A 16,877-nucleotide genomic window follows, 5' to 3' on the forward strand; every position below is an offset into this window, starting at 1 on the left:
AGCTGAGCCTATTATGAGCTTCACCGTCAAACAGCTGCGCTATGCCATTGCCGTAGCCGAAACCAACCATTTCGGCCGTGCCGCCACGGCCTGCAATATCAGCCAGCCGGCCCTGAGCCAGCAGATCCAGGCCATTGAGGAATTCTGCGGCACTCCGCTGTTCGATCGCCTCAACCGCGCGGTGCGACCGACTCCGTTCGGGCGAGAATTTATCGAGCGGGCACGACGCGTTGTTGACGGCGCCGACGCGCTGGCGGCCTTTGCCATGGGACAGGCGGGCACACCCGACCGGCCCATTCGTTTCGGGCTGATTCCAACCGTGGCGCCCTATCTGCTGCCCGAGATTTTCCCGGCGCTGACGGCAGGCCTGCCGGGGCTGGATTTCGCGGTGAGCGAGAACCGCACCGAGGCGCTGATTGCCGGGCTGGTGGATGGTAGTCTCGATATCGCGCTGATCGGCACGGATGCGCCGGACCACGGGCCCAAGCTAACCAGCGCCGCGCTGTTCGACGATCCCTTTGTGCTGGCAACCAGCCGGGATGAGGAAACCGCCGCGCCCGTGGCACTATCGACATTGGCGCCGGACCGCATTCTGCTGCTCGACGAGGGCCATTGCTTCCGCGACCAGACCATCGCCGCCTGCCGGCTGGACAGCGATCCATCGGCCCGCACCTTTGCTGCCACATCGTTATCGACCATCGTGGAATTCGTGGCCAATGGTCAGGGGGTGACGCTGCTGCCCCAGATTGCGCTGCGCAAGGAAGCGACCGATCCGCGCATCGCCATTCACCAATTGGTATCGCCGGGCGCCGGACGGCGGCTATCACTGGTGTGGCGCGAGGCAACGCCCTTTGCCGACACCTTTACGCAGATCGCCGCGATCATCCGCGAAACGCGTGCGGGCAAGGCAGCGCGGGCGGCCTAGACGGTCACCCGGCGGTGCCTACCGGAGCAATGGGTTCCTCCTTGTAGCCATTCGTGGCGCCGCATACCTTGCCGAGCCTGGTCCCGCCCATCCCGGAAGGGGCCTCACAAGGAGGCGACGATGCGGAGCAAGCTTGGTGGAGCCCTCGTGGCTGTGGTGATCGCCTTGAGCACACCCATGACGTTCGTGGCGCAGGCTCAGGAGGCCGTCGTTGAGGCGTCCAACAAGGAAGCGCTGTTCACCAGCCCCGATCCTCTGCTGAACGCTAACAAGCAGGTGGTCTATCACATCATGCGCGACCTGCTGGAAGCCAACAATTGGGACAAGGCGGACCAGTTCCTGACCGAACGCTACATCCAGCACAATCCCAACGTGGCATCGGGCCGCGATACGGTGGTCAAATTCTTCACCGAGATACTGAAAATCCCACCCACGCCAATCCCGGAAACGTTGAAAACCCCGGTGGTGTTTGTGAGCGCCGAGGGCGACTTGGTGACCGTGGCGACGGTGCGCACCGAAAAAGACCCCAAGGACGCTACCAAGACCTATACCACGACCTGGTATGACACCTGGCGTATCCTGGATGGCAAGGCCGACGAACACTGGGATTCTGCAGTCAAGCAGTAGCGTCTGTCATTTCGGCCTAGCCCCGCGCGCGGCGGCGGAAGCTGTCATAGCTGAACACGGCTAGCGATACCCAGATCAGCGCGAAGCTGGCGAGGCGCACGCCATTGAGGTGTTCGTGGAACACGATAATGGCGACGAGGAATTGCAGCGACGGCGCCAGATATTGGAACATGCCAATGGTGGTAAGGCGCAGGCGGCGGATGGCATAGGCAAAGAGCAGCAGCGGCACGGCCGTCGCCGGGCCGCTGAAGACCAGCAGCAGCATGGTCTGCGGATCGGCATGCACACCAATGCCGTTATGGGCGAGATCGTAGGCGACATAGGCCAAGGCAAAGGGCGCGATCAGCAGCGTTTCGGCAAACAGGCCCGCAGCGGGGCCGAGCGCCGCGGTTTTGCGGAAGAAGCCATAAAAGCCGAATGAAAGCGCCAGGCCCAGCGCGATGAACGGCACGCCGCCCAGACCGGCCGCCTGAATGGCGATGGCGATGACGGCGATCAGGATCGCAATGGCCTGCATCCGGTTTTGTCGCTCGCCCAGCATGACCATGCCGATGGCGACATTCACCAGCGGATTGATGAAATAGCCGAAGCTGACTTCGAGCACCTGCCCGGTTTCCACCGCCCAGACGAAGAGCAGCCAATTGCAGGCCAATAGAGCTGCCGACAGCAGCAACACGCCACTCTTGCGCCAGTCGGTGAGCAGGGTCAGCACTTCGCCCAGCTTGCCCATGACGCCCAGGATGATCGCCAGGAGCAGCAGCGACCACAGGGTGCGCTCGGCCACGATCATCACCGAGCCGACATTGCTGAGCAGGCCGAACAGGATGGGCAAAAACCCCCACAGCACATAGGCACCAAGCGCGGCAAACACCCCATTGCGGGTCTCGGCCGCGGCGATCGGGATAGCTGCGTCGGGCGCGGTTTGGGGCGAAGTCATGATGCACTCCCACGCCTCGTAGGGAGGCGGTCGGCCCCTTGGTAGCAGCCGATGGCGGCCTCGACCAATGACAGTTTTTGATCGGTGGGCTGCGCAAAGCTGATGGGCGAGGCAAACCTTTTGCGCGCCGGGGCGTTCTGCTCAAGGGGCGGCTGAGGCGTCGCCCCTTGCTGACCATTCACACAAGGAGCAGACCATGAAGAAGACCGTAACCTGGATTCTGATCGCCGATGGCACGCAGGCCCGCGTGCTGGAGCATACCGGACCAGGCAAGGGACTGCGCCAGGTGGATGGACTGGACTTTGCCATCGACCCGCTGATGGCGCAGGAAATCGTCACCGACAAGCCGGGCCGCAGCCATACCTCCACCGGCCGCAGCGCCATGGAGCCCAAGACCGATCCGGTGGAACACCGCGAAACCGTCTTCGTCAAGTCGCTGGCCCGCATGCTCGACCGCAAGCAGCAGGAGGGCGAATTCGATCGCCTGGTGATCGCCGCTGCCCCGATTGCCCTGGGCGAAATCCGCCGGGCCATTTCGCCGGGGGTGAAAAAGACCATCCTGGCGGAACTGGACAAGGATCTGACCAATCTGCCGACGCCGCAGCTGGATAAGCACCTGGATGGGATTATTGCCGTTTAGGATCAGGAGGTTGGCTGGGATAGCGGAATCAGACCGATAGGCACTGGATTCATGCTGGAAAGCAGATGAATCAAAACATGAGGTGGCCGGGCGATGTCCCGGCCAGCTTGATTCAGAGAGTGAGGAGAAGGCGCCAGGCCGTTATTTCTCGTCGGCCTCATCCTCATCCAAATCCTCATCATCGCCGTCCCCGCCTATCGCATCGAGGAATTCCAGCAGCATGGAATTGACCAGGTCCGGGCGCTCGATGCTGGGGATGTGGGCCACGCCTTCCAGCACGGCGGCGAAGGCGTTGGGCATTTCTTCGGAGAGATAGTCGTGCCGCTCGATCAGCGCGGTGAAATCCTCGTCGCCGACCAGTAGCAGCGTGGGCGCGCCCACCTCGGCAACGCGGCGCCAGGCGCTGGGGCGTTCCTCTTCCAGGGTCAGCGGCGGCTTGTTGAGGGCCAGCGCATTCATGTCGAGAAAGAGTTCACGCGCCGGCCCGCTGACGCGTCCGCTCTGGGCGCGCGGGCCATCGAGCCATTCATGGGCCTGTACGCGATTGAGCATGTCCCAATCGCCCCGCTCATAGGCATCCTCCTCAGCCGCCTCGATCATCCGCTCGACATCGGTGGCAGTCCAGGGCGAGCCGGTGATCGAAGTTCCAATCAGCACCAGGCCGATGATCCGGCCTGGATGGCGCAGGGCAAAATCCACCGCGAGCCCGCCGCCCATGGAACAGCCGACCAGCACCGCGGCATGGATGCCCAGGCGATCGAGCACGGCTTCCAGATCATCAAGATGGTTGAAGGCCTCGTCTGCCGAAACCGTCTCGCCATAACCGCGCCGGTCATAGGCAATGGCGTGCCAGCCCTCGTCAGCCACGGCCTGCATCTGGCTCAGCCACATGCGCTTGTCGCACACACCGGCATGCAGGAAGACGACGGCAAGCCCCTCCCCCATTTCCAAGCCGGCAAGGCTGGCCCGACCGATGTCGAGCGCGAATGGCTCTGCTGACACGGCTATTCTCCATGTTGGTTGGGCAAGCCGTAGCGCATCGGCAGCGCGAGGCAAATACTGGGGCAGCGTCCAATGCAAACGCCGCCCCTGCTCGTTTACCGCGTCAGCGGCTTATACGTGGCGCGCTTGGGGTTCACCGCGTCGGCGCCGAGGCGGCGGACTTTGTCGGCTTCGTAGTCAGCGAAGTTGCCTTCGAACCATTCCACGTGGCTATTGCCTTCAAAGGCCAGCATGTGGGTCGCCAGCCGATCGAGGAACATACGATCGTGGCTGATGATCACGGCGCAGCCGGCGAATTCCTCCAGCGCTTCTTCCAAAGCAGCGAGGGTTTCGGTGTCGAGATCATTGGTGGGCTCGTCAAGGAGCAGCACATTGGCGCCGCTCTTGAGCATCTTGGCCAGGTGCACGCGATTGCGCTGCCCGCCCGAGAGATTGCCCACCTTCTGCTGCTGGTCGCCGCCCTTGAAGTTGAACGAGGACGTATAGGCGCGCGAATTGACTTCGCGCTTGCCCAGCATCAGCACTTCATCGCCTTCCGAGATTTCTTCCCAGACGGTCTTGTTCGGGTTGAGGCTGTCGCGGCTCTGGTCGACATAGCCCAGATGCACGTTTTCGGCGACGGTGATCGACCCCGCGTCAGGCTTTTCCTGGCCGGTCAGCATCTTGAACAGCGTGGTCTTGCCGGCGCCGTTCGGGCCGATAATGCCCACAATGCCGCCCGGGGGCAGCTTGAAGGTCAGGTTGTCGATCAACAGCCGATCGCCGAACGACTTGCTGAGGCCTTCGACGTCGATGACGTTGTGGCCCAGCCGTTCGCCGGCGGGAATGATGATCTGCGCCGTGCCGGACATGGTGCGGGCTTCGTTGATCTTGACCAGTTCGTCATAAGCCTTGAGGCGCGCCTTGGACTTGGTCTGGCGGGCCTGGGGAGACTGGCCCATCCATTCTTTTTCACGCTCCAGCACCTTGGCGCGGGCCGCATCCTCGCTTTTTTCCTGCGCGAAGCGCTTGGCCTTGGCGCCGAGATAGGCCGAGTAATTGCCCTCATAGGCAACGCCGCGGCCGCGATCGAGCTCGAGGATCCAGCCGGTGACATTGTCGAGGAAGTAGCGATCGTGGGTGATGATCAGCACGGCGCCGGCAAACTCCCGCAGGTGGCGTTCGAGCCATGCGGTGGTTTCGGCGTCGAGATGGTTGGTCGGCTCGTCGAGCAGCAGCAGGTCGGGTTTGCTCAGCAGCAGCGCGCACAGCGCCACGCGGCGGCGCTCGCCGCCTGACAGCGTGGTGACGTCGGCATCGCCGGGCGGGCAGCCCAGCGCTTCCATGGCGACTTCGACCTGCGATTCGAGATCCCACAGATTCTCGGCGTCGATCTTGTCCTGCAAGGCGGTCGCCTCGTCGGCCGTCTCGTCCGAATAGTCCATCATCAGCTCGTTATAGCGATCGACGATGGCCTTCTTTTCCTTGACCCCGGTCATCACGTTGCCGAGCACGTTCAGCGCCGGATCGAGCTCGGGCTCCTGGCTCAGGTAACCCACCTTGGCGCCCTTGTCGGCCCAGGCTTCGCCCTGGAACTCGGTATCGACGCCGGCCATGATCTTGAGCAGCGTCGATTTGCCCGAGCCATTGGGACCCAGAACGCCGATCTTGGCATCGGGGTAGAAGGAGAGATGGATATTGTCCAACACCTTCTTGCCGCCGGCATAGGCTTTGGACATTCCGTGCATGTGATAGATGAACTGGCGAGCCATAGGCTTGCGGACCTCTTCGCGGCTGATCGTGAATTTGGCCGTCTATGTAGGGCAAGCCGGGCGGCGGGGCAACGGGGCTGGCGACGCGCAATGCACTGGGCTAGGCTTGCACCGCCATTCCCTCCATTTCCCGGGTGAACATCGTGACCTTCAGTTTTCCACGCCGCGGCCGTAGCTTGGCCGCCGGCCAGCGCTCGGAACTGACCATTATCGACCGCGATGGCAATGCGAACATCATCTTCACCGCCAACGAAGTGATCGAGGCGCCCAACTGGTCGGCGGATGGGCAATGGCTGGTGTTCAACGCCGGCGGTCGGCTGTTCCGCATCGCGGCGGCAGGTGGGCAACCCGAGCAGATCGATACGGGTGAGTTGAGCGATCTCAACAATGACCATGTGCTGTCGCCCGATGGAACCAGCATCTATGTGAGCTCCGACGATGGGCATCTTTATGCGGTCCCGTTTGCCGGTGGCACGCCGCGCCGGGTGTCCAACGAGCATCCCACGCCGTTCCACTATTACCTGCACGGCATTTCGCCCGATGGCCGTACGCTGAGCTATGTCGCCATCGAGCAGCGCAATGGCGAACGGCAGGTCAATGTCTTCACCATCCCCGCTGCCGGAGGGCCGGATACACGACTGACCGACTTGACCATGCCCAATGACGGGCCGGAATATTCCCCGGACGGTCGCTGGATCTATTTCAACTCCGAACTGGCCGCGAGCCGCCCCGGCCACGCCCAGATTTTCCGCATGAACGCCGCCGATGGCAGCGGGCTGGAGCAACTGACCTTTGATTCCTTCGTCAACTGGTTCCCGCACCTGTCGCCGGATGGCTCGGTGGTTGCGCTGCTCAGTTTCCCCCAGGGCACGCTTGGCCACCCCGCCGACAAGGATGTGTTGCTGCGGCTGATGTCGCCCGAGGGCGGGCAGGTGCGTACGCTGGCTAGCTTTTTCGGCGGCCAGGGCACGATCAACGTCAATTCCTGGGCGCCCGATAGCCAGCGGCTAGCCTATGTGGCCTATCCACTGGGATAGCATGCGGCTTTTCCACTGCTGACGAACAATTGCTTCCGCGATCGGGGCGAACTCGTCTACCCATGCCGCATCGATTTTCCGGGAACCTGCCGATGATCTTCAAATCCGCCATGGCGTTCGCCCTGACCGCACTGCTGCTCGCGCCTGTTCTGGCCGAGGAGGCCGTGCAGCCCGAAGCGGCGGTGGCCGAGCATTTCGTGCTCGACAACGGGCTTGAGGTCGTGGTGATCCCCAATCATCGCGCGCCGATCGTGACCCATATGGTCTGGTACAAGGTGGGCAGTGCCGATGAGGCGCCGGGCAAGTCGGGGATTGCCCATTTTCTCGAGCATCTGATGTTCAAGGGCACGGCGCGCCACCCGGCGGGCGAACTCGATCGCTTCGTTACCGAAATCGGCGGCAGCGGCAACGCGTTCACCACCACCGATGTGACGGCCTATTATCAAGTCATTCCGCCCGACGCGCTGGCCGATGTGATGGATTTCGAGGCGGACCGCATGCGCGGCCTGATCCTCACCGAGGATGTGATCGGCTCGGAACGCGATGTGGTGCTTGAGGAGCGCCGCATGCGCACCGACAGCAATCCGCAGGCGCTGCTGCAGGAGGAGGTCAACGTCACCCTGTTCCAGAACCATCCCTATCGCATTCCCACCATTGGCTGGATGCATGAGATGGAACAGCTCAACCGTGCCGACGCGGTGGCGTTCTACAACCAATATTATGCGCCCAATAACGCGGTGCTGGTGGTGGCCGGCGATGTCGATGCGCAGACGGTTCGCACCCTGGCCGAAGCCAGCTATGGCGCGGTGCCGCGCGGTCCTGACCTACCGCCGCGGGTGCGCCCGTCCGAGCCCGAGCACAATACCAAGCGCACCGTGACCCTAGCCGACCCGCGCGTCGGCATCCCCAGCTTCAGTACCTCCTGGATCGTGCCCACCTATCGCACCGCCGAAGATGGCGAGGCCGAGGCGCTGGACCTGCTCTCGGAAATCCTGGGCGGGGGCAGCCGCAGCCGGCTCTACCAGCAGATCGTCAAAACCGGCATCGGCGCTTCGGCCGCCACCCGCTATGATGGCGGGGCCTATGACCCCAGCACCTTCACCCTCTATGGCGCGCCGCAGCCGGACAAGGCGCTGGCCGATGTCGAGGCGGCCATCTCCGCGCAGGTCACGCAGCTGATCAAGGGTGGCGTCACCCAGGCCGAACTGGATGCGGCCAAGGCGCGTTACGTGCGCTCCATCATTTTCGCCCGCGATGTGCAATTCAGCATGGCCAATATCTATGGCGCCGAGCTGGCTAATGGCGGCAGCATCGACAATCTCACCGAATGGCCCGACCGCATTCGCGCCGTCACCATCGAGCAGGTGCAGGCCGTGGCCGCGAAATATCTCGACCCGAACCTTGCCGTGACCAGCTATCTGCTGCCCAGCGACGCCGGAGCCCAAGAATGACCTATTTGCCCATGCTCCGCCGTCCACTCGCAATCCTTGCCGCGCTGTTGACGCTGCTGCTGGCCCTGCCCGCACAGGCCGAAGTGCAATTCCAGCAAGTCACCTCGCCCAAGGGCATCAAGGCCTGGCTGGTGGAGGACCACTCCCTGCCCCTGATCACCATCCGCTTTGCCTTTGAAGGCGGCACCACGCAGGATCCCGTGGGCAAAGAAGGGCTGGCCAATCTGATGACCGCCCTGTTCGACGAAGGCGCGGGGGATCTGGACAGCGAAGCCTTCCAGATCGCGCTGGATAATGTCGGGGCGGAAATGGGCTTTGCCGCCGACAACGACGCCCTTTATGGCTCGATGCGCCTGCTCAGCGAGCAGCGCGATGAAGCGCTGGACCTGCTCAAACTGGCGATCGAGGCGCCGCGCTTTGATCAGAACCCGATCGATCGCATGCGCGCGCAGATCGTCGCCGGTATCGTGGCCTCCGCAAAGGACCCGGGCAAGGCAGCGCAAACACTGTGGGCACAGGCGCTCTATGGCGAACATCCCTATGCCCGCCGCCGTGAGGGCAATCCGGAAACACTGGCCAGCGTGACGGCGGACGATCTGCGGGCGCTGCACAAGGCCATTTTCGCCCGCGCCAACCTGCATGTCGCCATCGTCGGCGATATCGACGCGGCAGATGCCGCGCAGGTGCTCGACATGCTGTTCGGCGCCCTGCCCGAGCAGCCGGCGCTGACACCGGTAGCCGATATCGAACCCGTGCTCGGCAAGGACCTCGAGGTCAATTACGACCTGCCGCAGACGGCAATCTACCTCGCCTATCCCGGCATCAAGCGCGATGCGCCGGACTATTTCGCCGCCTATCTGATGAATGAAATCCTGGGCGGCCGCAGCATCCTGTCGCGCCTTACCGCCGAAGTGCGCGAACAGCGCGGACTGGCCTATAATATCAGCTCGGCCCTGCTCAATTTCCAACACACCGAAATGCTGATCATCGGTACGGCCACCCGCCCCGACCGGGCCGAGGAAACACTGACTGTGGCGCAGGATGTCATCGCCCGGTTGGCCAAGGATGGGCCGACAGCGGCCGAACTGGCCTCGGCCAAGAAATATGTGATCGGCTCCTATCCCATCAACGAGCTGAACTCATCGAGCGCGATCGCCAATACCCTGGTCGGTCCCGACCTGCGCAACCTGGGCATCGACCACCTGACGCGACGAGAAGAACTGATCGAGGCGGTGAGCGTCGAGGACGTCAAGGCGGTCGCCGCCAAGCTGCTCACCGTCAAGCCGACGACATTGCTGATCGGCCCACAGGCCCAGCCAGCGCCTTAGGGCAAACACGCCAAGGCCCGGCAGTGCCGGGCCTTGGACAAATGCACAATCGGCTGGTTAGTAGACGTAGACCGTCAGTTGCGAGCCGGAGCGTTTGACCGCGAAGACACGGTCTGGCCCGAAGCTGGCGCGGCTGAGCGAGGTGCTGATCAGCGCGTCGTTCATGACGGCGTTCTGCAAGGCCGGGCCAAAGCCCGAGCCGTCCAGCTGGCCTTGCAGCCAGACCCGGATTTCCGGGCATACGCCGACACGCTGGATCTGCACATTCGAGGCACGGGCCCAGGAAGCATCCACGCGGGTCGAGCGCACCAGGCGTACCAGCTGGTTGGGAGACTGGCCGGCACAGGCCGCATTCGCGAAGCCACCGGCCCCGCCGCCGCCGGGCAGGATGCCGCCGGGGCCACCAGGACCTCCGGGACCGCCAGGTCCGCCGGGGCCACCAGGACCTCCCGGCCCGCCAGGATTACCCGGTCCGCCGGGGCCTCCCGGCCCGCCTGGGTTGCCGATCCCGATGCCGATATCGATCAGGCTTTCGCCGCCGATATTGGCAGTAGCCCTCACCGTATTATTGAGCAGGTTCGCCTCGGCATCCACGAGACCGCCGCTGCCCCCGACCCCCACATTGGCATTGGCGATCGAGCCGCCATTGCCGACATTGGCATCGACACCCAGCAGGCCGCTATCCCCGCCGCTACTGACAGTGGCCGTCGCCAGTGGGTCGGAGCCGCCCACATTAACGTCGAGCACGCTGTCGTTGCCGCCCAGACCGACATTGACGAGACCGGAATCCGAAGCAGACCCCGAGCTGATATTGACCAAGCTATTATCATCGCCGCTGCCCAGAATACCTCCAAGCAAACCTTCGGAGAAGGCAGGCACCGCCGTGCCGGCAAGCAAGATGCCGGCAAGAACTGTTGAAACAACTCTCCTCATCGCATTTTCTCCTCGTTACAGCCTTGTTGGCCGCATAGAAGAGACGCGGGGCCGAAGGTTAAGTTTCGGACTTGGACGATCACATAATTTCATGCCAAACGTCTGGTAAATCTCGATTTTCTATTTTCATTAACTCTTCTAAAATTTTGAATACAGGACAATAAAAAAAGGACGCGAAACCGAGGTTTCGCGTCCCACCGGAGACACCACAAAGGAGCGTCAGCCTCTGCGGCAGTCCACCGAAGGTTGGCGCATCGAAACGGCGACACGCCAAGCCTGGGCCCGTCATTGGCGGGCTCGGTAAACTAACGGGGTTGGCAAGCATGGGTTCCCGCGCGAGGAAAGACGTGATCGGCTGATCAATCCTCCAATGAGGATTGCAGCACATGGGTGGCGCGGATGGCCGCCGAGGCGCGGTTTTCCACCCCCAGCTTGGAATAGACCTGTTCGAGGTGCTTGTTCACCGTGCGCGGGCTGAGCCCAAGGATGTCCCCAATATCGCGGTTGGACTTGCCGCGGGCGATCCACAGCAGCACTTCGCTTTCGCGCTGCGTCAGGCCGAACTGGCGGCGCAGAATGCCATCCTGGTTCTCGTCGCCAGGGGTGAGCAGGCGGAACAGATATTCGTCAGCCCCGATCATGCCCAGGCACATCAGCTGGATGCGCGCGCCATTGCCCGGCTCAAGCATCAGGCTGTCACCGGCAATCGAATTGGCGCCGGCACGGTCGTCGAGCCAGGGCCGGACCTGATTGGCGATGAAACTCGACGCATCCATGCCAGGCATGGTGCGCTCCAATAGCTTGCCCGCCTGCGGCGTCGCCCATAGCGTGACTCCACCGCTGGACAGAGCCATCAAATGCCGGCCAGCGGCGTCGAGCGCCACACGTGCACTCTGCGCCCGGCGGGCATTGGCCAGATGCACGCGGATGCGGGCGCGCAATTCATCCAGATTGATGGGCTTGGTGAGATAATCCACCCCGCCCACATCGAGCGCATGCACGATGTGCTCGGTCTCGGTCAGCCCGGTCATGAAGATCACCGGCACCTGCGCTACGCTCGACATCGCCTTGAGGCGCGTGCAGGTTTCAAAGCCGTCAAGGCCGGGCATCACGGCATCCATCAGGATGATATCGGGCACGATCTTGCCGGCAATGCTCAGTGCCGCCTCGCCGCTGCGGGCCAAGAGGACCGTAACGCCTTCGGCCTCCAGAGCCGTGGTCAGGAAGCTCAGCGACTCGATGGAGTCGTCGACCACCAGAGCAATATATTGCTTCTCAACTTCGCTCATTTTCGCCCACGCTGTTGAGGATCGCGGCATAGCCGTCGAAATCGTAGGTCTCGATCTGCTGGCGCAAAGCCGCGACCAGCGGACCATGGCGCGGATCGTCGGCCAGGGCCGAGAGCCGCGCATCGATGCCCCGGACATGGCCGATCTCGCCCAGCGCCAGTAGCTCGCCAACCACATCGGCGCCCGGTGAAACAATGTCGGCCGCCGGGGTCACCGGCGCATCCATAGCCGCTTGATCTTCAACCCAGCTGATGCCCAGATGCGCGCCAAGCTTGTCGAGCAATTGCCCGTAATTCAGCGGCTTGGCCATGCTGTCACTGTGGCCCGTGTCGGTCGTGGGCTGGCCCAGGCCATCGCCAATATTAGCCGAGAGCATGATGATGGGCGCGCCCTGCCCGCCATCGCGCAGCTTTTCCACCAGCTCCCAGCCATTCATTCCGGGCATCAGGATATCCACGAAGAACAGGTCCGGCTTGATGGCCTCGACCAGGGTGAGGCAATTGGGACCATCGACCGCCGTCAGCACGGTGAAATCGAGCGGCACCAGCAATTCGCGCATCATTTCGCGGTGTTCGGCATTGTCGTCAACCACCATGATGGTGCGGCGCGGCCCGCTATAGGTGCGGATGCGCAGCTCTTCATGCGGCTTGGCGGCGGGGCGTTCCACACGCGCCAGCATCAGTCGCACCTTGAAGGTGGAGCCTGTGCCAGGCGTGCTCTGCACCTGGATTTCCCCGCCCAGCGTTTCCGCCAGCAGCTTGGTGATAGTGAGTCCCAAGCCCAGCCCCGGCGTCAGCCGATTGCGCTCGGCCTCGCCGCGCACGAAGGGCTCGAACACCCGGCTAAGATCAGCCTCGCCAATGCCGTGGCCGCTATCGGTGACGGTGAAAGTGGCGACCTGCGAGCGATAGGCAACCTCGAAGGAGACAAAGCCGGTGTCGGTGAACTTGATGGCGTTGGACAGCAGATTGACCAGAATTTGCCGCAGCCGCTTTTCATCGGTGCGCACGAATTGCGGCAGGTTGGGCGCGACCTTGTAGCGGAATTCCAGCCCCTTGGCTCCGCCCTGCAGCCGGAACATCTCGCGGATCTGGCTGAGGAAATCGTGGATATTGACCTCGTTGGAATAGACCTGCAGCCGCCCCGCCTCGATACGGGAAATATCGAGCAACCCGTCGATCAGGCCCGACAGGTGCTCGGCGCTGCGGCGGATGACCTTGACCGAGGCGCGGCGCGGGGCCGGCACGGTCTCGTCGCGTTCCAGGATTTGCGCATAGCCCAGCACGGCATTGAGCGGGGTGCGCAATTCGTGGCTGAGGCCCACCACATAGCGGCTTTTGGCCTGATTGGCGGCTTCGGCGACTTCCTTGGCCTTTTGCAGGGCGGCATCGGTGCGGTTATGGGCGGCGATTTCCTTCATCAGCAGGGTGTTCTGGCGCGAGCTTTCTTCCTCGGCCACAAGGCGACTGTCATGCGCCAGCACCAGGAACCAGGCGACGATACCCGCCACCACTGCAAAGACGAAGAAGACGACGAGGATCGTGCCGCCCACCACTTCCTCGGTGTCAGGTGCGGCGCCAGCAGCGAAATAGTAGATCAGGCCGAGGATCGACCCGATCAGCGCCAGCGAAATGCAGAACGATATGCCATAGCGGCCCAACCGGCTTTGCAGCTTGTCGATCGCCCAATCGGGCAGGATGCTGGCGGCGACGGCGCGGGTCTGGGCGCGAAAATGCGCATTGGGCTTGCACATGTCATGGCAGCGCGCATCGAGCGAACAGCACAGCGAGCAGATCGGCGCCGCATAGGCGGGGCACCACGCCATGTCCTCGGGCTCGAAGGGATGCTCGCAGATCGAGCAGGTGACTGATTTGAGGTTCTGCCACTGCTTGCGGGGCTTGCGCGCCAGATAATATTTGCCCTTGGTCGCCCAGGCGATGGTGGGCGAGGCGATGAGGGCCACGACCAGCGCGATATAGGGCGCCAAAGCCGCAGCCATTTCGCCAAAGGCGCCGAAATGAGCCACCAGCGCCACCACGGCCGAGAGTAGCATGGAGCCCAGACCCACCGGGTTGATGTCATAGAGATGGGCACGCTTGAACTCGATGCCGGGCGGGGCGAGGCCCAGCGGCTTGTTGATGAAGAGATCGGCGGAGATCGAACACAGCCACGCCATGGCGATGATCGAGAAAATGCCCAGGGTCTCTTCCAGCAGCCGGTAAATGCCCAGCTCCATCAGCAGCAGCGCGATGCCGACATTGAACAGCAGCCAGACCACGCGGCCGGGATGGCTATGGGTCAGCCGCGAGAAGAAGTTCGACCAGGCGAGCGAGCCCGCATAGGCGTTCATCACATTGATCTTGAGCTGGCTGACCACCACGAACACGGCCATCAGCAGCAGCGCCACCACCTCATTGGGGATCATGTAGCCAAAGGCGATGGAATACATGTAGCCCGGCTCGGAGGCATGTTCCGGCGACACACCCGACGACAGCGCCAGATAAGCGAGGAACGAGCCGGCCAGCAGCTTGGGCGCGCCGACCACGACCCACCCTGCCCCGGCCAGAAATATTGCCAGCTTTTGCCGGAGCTTCGGGCTGCCATCGGCCGGCAGGAAGCGCAGGAAATCGACCTGCTCACCAATCTGGGTCATCAGCGCCAGAATCACGGCCGAGGCGGCACCGAACTTGGCGACATCGAACGGCGCAATGCTGCCCGCCACGCCTTCGGGTTGGCCAAGGCCACCAAAGGCGCGCCACAGATCGAACTTCTCCCAATCCATGAAGGCGATGAAAAAGAACGGCGCGATATTGAGAATGATCCAGACCGGCTGGGTCCAGATCTGGAACCGGCTGATCATCCGCACGCCATGCGTCACCAGCGGAATGACGATGATGGCGCTGATGATATGGCCGATCCACAGCGGAATGCCGAACGCCAATTGCAGGGCGCTCGACATGATCGAGGCCTCGATGGCGAACAGGATGAAGGTGAAGCTGGCATAGATCAGCGAGGTGATGGTCGAGCCGATATAGCCAAAGCTGGCGCCCCGGGTCAGCAGGTCGATATCGACGCCATGCCGCCGAGCATAGCGCGAGATCGGCACCCCAACCAGCAGGATGGCGATGGAGGCGACCAACACCGCGATCATCGCATTGGTCGTGCCATAGGAGAGCGTGATCGCCCCGCCAATGGCTTCGAGCGCCAGGAACGAGATGGCTCCTATCGCGGTTTGCGAAATGGTGTCGCTGGAATATCGGCGCGCCGATTTTGCGGTAAAGCGCAGCGCATAGTCTTCCAGCGTCTGGTCGGCGACCCAGCGATTATATTCGCGCCTGATCGGAATAATTCGCTGCCGCGCCATGGGCCCTGTCTAATTGTTAATCGCGTTACGGGACTGCCCAAAAAACTATCGTTGTTATCTCTGCCACGCAATGCACCGCAAAGCCAAGCCAGCCCTGCATTTTTCACCACCTGACCCGCGGGCGCCCCCACCGGGTTACGTCAATCGACGTATACGCCCGCGTTAACAATGGTCCCAAGGTCAGCATCCGTGACCCATCGCCGCCTGGGGGCGTGTTGGGCAAGCGAAATGAATGAGGGACAATAATGACAACTGGAAAACGCCTGCTGCGCACGCTCATGGCGCTGGGCCTGATGGCCGGAACCGCCCTGCCAGCCGTGCCGGCACTGGCGCAGGAAGACACCATCAAGGTGGGCATCCTGCACTCACTTTCGGGCACGATGGCAATCTCGGAAACCACGCTCAAGGACACGATGCTGTTCCTGATCGACGAGCAGAACAAGAAGGGCGGCGTTCTGGGCAAGCAGCTCGAGCCGGTCGTTGTCGATATCGCTTCGGATTGGCCGCTGGCCGCTGAACTGGCTCGCCAGCTGATCGAAGTCGACAAGGTCGACGTGGTGTTCGGCTGCTGGACTTCGGTGTGCCGCAAATCCGTGCTGCCGGTGTTCGAGGAACTGAACGGCTTGCTGTTCTACCCCGTGCAATATGAGGGCGAAGAAAGCCAGCGCAACGTGTTTTACACCGGCGCCGCGCCCAACCAGCAGGCTATTCCGGCCGTCGATTACCTGGCCAACGAAGAAGGCGTCGAGCGCTGGGTTCTGGCCGGCACTGATTATGTCTATCCGCAAACCACCAACAAGATTCTTGAGCAATATCTCAAGGACAAGGGCGTGGCCGCTGAAGACATCATGATCAACTACACCCCATTCGGGCATTCCGACTGGCAGACTATCGTCTCCGACATCAAGGCCTTCGGCTCGGCCGGCAAGAAGACCGCCGTGGTCTCTACCATCAATGGCGACGCCAACGTACCGTTCTACCGCGAACTGGGCAACCAGGGTATCGACGCGGCCGATATTCCGGTCGTCGCCTTCTCGGTGGGTGAAGAAGAACTCGCCGGCCTCGACACCGCGCCGCTGGTGGGGCACCTCGCCGCCTGGAACTATTTCATGTCGGTCGATACGCCCGAGAATGAAGAGTTCATCGCCGCCTGGCAGGCCTTTATCGGCAGCACCGACCGCGTGACCAACGATCCGATGGAAGCCCATTATATCGGCTTCAACATGTGGGTGAAGGCCGTGGAAGCTGCCGGCACCACCGATAGCGATGCTGTCATCGACTCGATCATCGGCGTCGCCGTGCCGAACCTGTCGGGTGGCCTGGCCTCCATGGCGCCCAACCATCACATCACCAAGCCCGTGCTGATTGGCGAAATCCAGGACGATGGCCAGTTCGACATCGTCTACGAAACCCCGGGCCTGGTGCTGGGCGACGAGTGGAGCGATTTCCTGCCCGAGTCCAAGCCCCTGATCGCCGATTGGCGGGCACCCCTGTCCTGCGGCAATTTCAACACCGCCACCATGACCTGCGGCGGCGCGACCACCACCCCATAAGCTGAAATCCCGGGGAAGGCGGCACACGCTGCCTTCCCTG

At 62.7% G+C, this 16,877-nt stretch carries 13 protein-coding genes; 7 read left to right on the top strand and 6 right to left on the bottom strand.

Features of this window, described 5'->3' with window-relative positions; all coding sequences use genetic code 11:
- Positions 1-13 precede the first annotated feature (13 nt).
- On the top strand, positions 14-925 hold the full coding sequence (locus ACI3KW_RS05445) for a LysR substrate-binding domain-containing protein (RefSeq protein ID WP_404847242.1): 912 nt from the start codon (positions 14-16) through the stop codon (positions 923-925).
- A gap of 120 nt (positions 926-1,045) precedes the next feature.
- Positions 1,046-1,552: a nuclear transport factor 2 family protein gene (locus ACI3KW_RS05450; RefSeq protein ID WP_404847243.1), complete on the top strand. Its 507-nt coding sequence runs from the start codon at positions 1,046-1,048 to the stop codon at positions 1,550-1,552.
- Positions 1,553-1,568: 16 nt separating this feature from the next.
- Here the strand turns inward: ACI3KW_RS05450 and rarD are convergent, their stop codons facing one another.
- Positions 1,569-2,489 carry an EamA family transporter RarD gene (gene rarD, locus ACI3KW_RS05455; protein ID WP_404847244.1) on the bottom strand — a complete coding sequence of 307 codons (921 nt, stop codon included), beginning with the start codon at positions 2,487-2,489 and terminating at the stop codon, positions 1,569-1,571.
- A gap of 196 nt (positions 2,490-2,685) precedes the next feature.
- On the opposite strand from rarD, the gene ACI3KW_RS05460 reads away from it, so the two are divergent.
- Positions 2,686-3,129, top strand: coding sequence for a host attachment protein (locus ACI3KW_RS05460; RefSeq protein ID WP_113121825.1), 444 nt, complete (start codon positions 2,686-2,688; stop codon positions 3,127-3,129).
- A gap of 141 nt (positions 3,130-3,270) precedes the next feature.
- Here ACI3KW_RS05460 and ACI3KW_RS05465 read toward each other — a convergent pair whose 3' ends face one another.
- Positions 3,271-4,131, bottom strand: coding sequence for an alpha/beta fold hydrolase (locus ACI3KW_RS05465; protein ID WP_404847245.1), 861 nt, complete (start codon positions 4,129-4,131; stop codon positions 3,271-3,273).
- 95 nt (positions 4,132-4,226) lie between these two features.
- Positions 4,227-5,882 (bottom strand): energy-dependent translational throttle protein EttA, encoded by a 1,656-nt coding sequence (ettA, locus tag ACI3KW_RS05470; protein ID WP_113121828.1) that lies wholly within the window; start codon positions 5,880-5,882, stop codon positions 4,227-4,229.
- 143 nt (positions 5,883-6,025) lie between these two features.
- Here ettA and ACI3KW_RS05475 point away from each other — a divergent pair, with 143 nt between their 5' ends.
- The 3 genes from ACI3KW_RS05475 (at position 6,026) to ACI3KW_RS05485 (ending at position 9,698) form a co-directional block, all read left to right on the top strand.
- Positions 6,026-6,919, top strand: coding sequence for a TolB family protein (locus tag ACI3KW_RS05475; protein ID WP_404847246.1), 894 nt, complete (start codon positions 6,026-6,028; stop codon positions 6,917-6,919).
- 92 nt (positions 6,920-7,011) lie between these two features.
- Positions 7,012-8,370, top strand: coding sequence for a M16 family metallopeptidase (locus ACI3KW_RS05480; RefSeq protein ID WP_404847247.1), 1,359 nt, complete (start codon positions 7,012-7,014; stop codon positions 8,368-8,370).
- A complete protein-coding gene (locus ACI3KW_RS05485; protein ID WP_404847248.1) occupies positions 8,367-9,698 on the top strand; it encodes a M16 family metallopeptidase in 1,332 nt (443 codons plus the stop codon). Before ACI3KW_RS05480 ends, ACI3KW_RS05485 begins: the two co-directional genes overlap by 4 nt.
- Positions 9,699-9,755: 57 nt before the next feature.
- Here the strand turns inward: ACI3KW_RS05485 and ACI3KW_RS05490 are convergent, their stop codons facing one another.
- The 3 genes from ACI3KW_RS05490 to ACI3KW_RS05500 all read right to left on the bottom strand — a co-directional run bounded on the left by ACI3KW_RS05490 (position 9,756) and on the right by ACI3KW_RS05500 (position 15,284).
- Positions 9,756-10,631 (bottom strand): hypothetical protein, encoded by an 876-nt coding sequence (locus ACI3KW_RS05490; RefSeq protein ID WP_404847249.1) that lies wholly within the window; start codon positions 10,629-10,631, stop codon positions 9,756-9,758.
- Between the two features lie 359 nt (positions 10,632-10,990).
- Positions 10,991-11,920, bottom strand: a complete 930-nt coding sequence (locus ACI3KW_RS05495; RefSeq protein ID WP_404847250.1) for a response regulator — start codon at positions 11,918-11,920, stop codon at positions 10,991-10,993.
- Positions 11,907-15,284: an ATP-binding protein gene (locus ACI3KW_RS05500; protein WP_404847251.1), complete on the bottom strand. Its 3,378-nt coding sequence runs from the start codon at positions 15,282-15,284 to the stop codon at positions 11,907-11,909. Before ACI3KW_RS05500 ends, ACI3KW_RS05495 begins: the two co-directional genes overlap by 14 nt.
- Before the next feature lie 278 nt (positions 15,285-15,562).
- On the opposite strand from ACI3KW_RS05500, the gene urtA reads away from it, so the two are divergent.
- Complete coding sequence (gene urtA, locus ACI3KW_RS05505; protein ID WP_262172024.1) at positions 15,563-16,837, top strand: urea ABC transporter substrate-binding protein; 1,275 nt, start codon at positions 15,563-15,565, stop codon at positions 16,835-16,837.
- Positions 16,838-16,877: the final 40 nt, after the last annotated feature.

Origin of the sequence: Devosia sp. ZW T5_3, assembly GCF_044987315.1 — a bacterium.
Taxonomy (GTDB): Bacteria; Pseudomonadota; Alphaproteobacteria; order Rhizobiales; family Devosiaceae; genus Devosia.

Excerpts from the sequence above, each read along its gene's own strand:
- ACI3KW_RS05445 (WP_404847242.1), top strand. The coding sequence starts at position 14 with ATGAGCTTCACCGTCAAACAGCTGCGCTATGCCATTGCCGTAGCCGAA.
- ACI3KW_RS05450 (WP_404847243.1), top strand. The coding sequence starts at position 1,046 with ATGCGGAGCAAGCTTGGTGGAGCCCTCGTGGCTGTGGTGATCGCCTTG.
- rarD (WP_404847244.1), bottom strand. The coding sequence starts at position 2,489 with ATGACTTCGCCCCAAACCGCGCCCGACGCAGCTATCCCGATCGCCGCG.
- ACI3KW_RS05460 (WP_113121825.1), top strand. The coding sequence starts at position 2,686 with ATGAAGAAGACCGTAACCTGGATTCTGATCGCCGATGGCACGCAGGCC.
- ettA (WP_113121828.1), bottom strand. The coding sequence starts at position 5,882 with ATGGCTCGCCAGTTCATCTATCACATGCACGGAATGTCCAAAGCCTAT.
- ACI3KW_RS05480 (WP_404847247.1), top strand. The coding sequence starts at position 7,012 with ATGATCTTCAAATCCGCCATGGCGTTCGCCCTGACCGCACTGCTGCTC.
- ACI3KW_RS05485 (WP_404847248.1), top strand. The coding sequence starts at position 8,367 with ATGACCTATTTGCCCATGCTCCGCCGTCCACTCGCAATCCTTGCCGCG.
- ACI3KW_RS05490 (WP_404847249.1), bottom strand. The coding sequence starts at position 10,631 with ATGAGGAGAGTTGTTTCAACAGTTCTTGCCGGCATCTTGCTTGCCGGC.
- ACI3KW_RS05495 (WP_404847250.1), bottom strand. The coding sequence starts at position 11,920 with ATGAGCGAAGTTGAGAAGCAATATATTGCTCTGGTGGTCGACGACTCC.
- ACI3KW_RS05500 (WP_404847251.1), bottom strand. The coding sequence starts at position 15,284 with ATGGCGCGGCAGCGAATTATTCCGATCAGGCGCGAATATAATCGCTGG.
- urtA (WP_262172024.1), top strand. The coding sequence starts at position 15,563 with ATGGCGCTGGGCCTGATGGCCGGAACCGCCCTGCCAGCCGTGCCGGCA.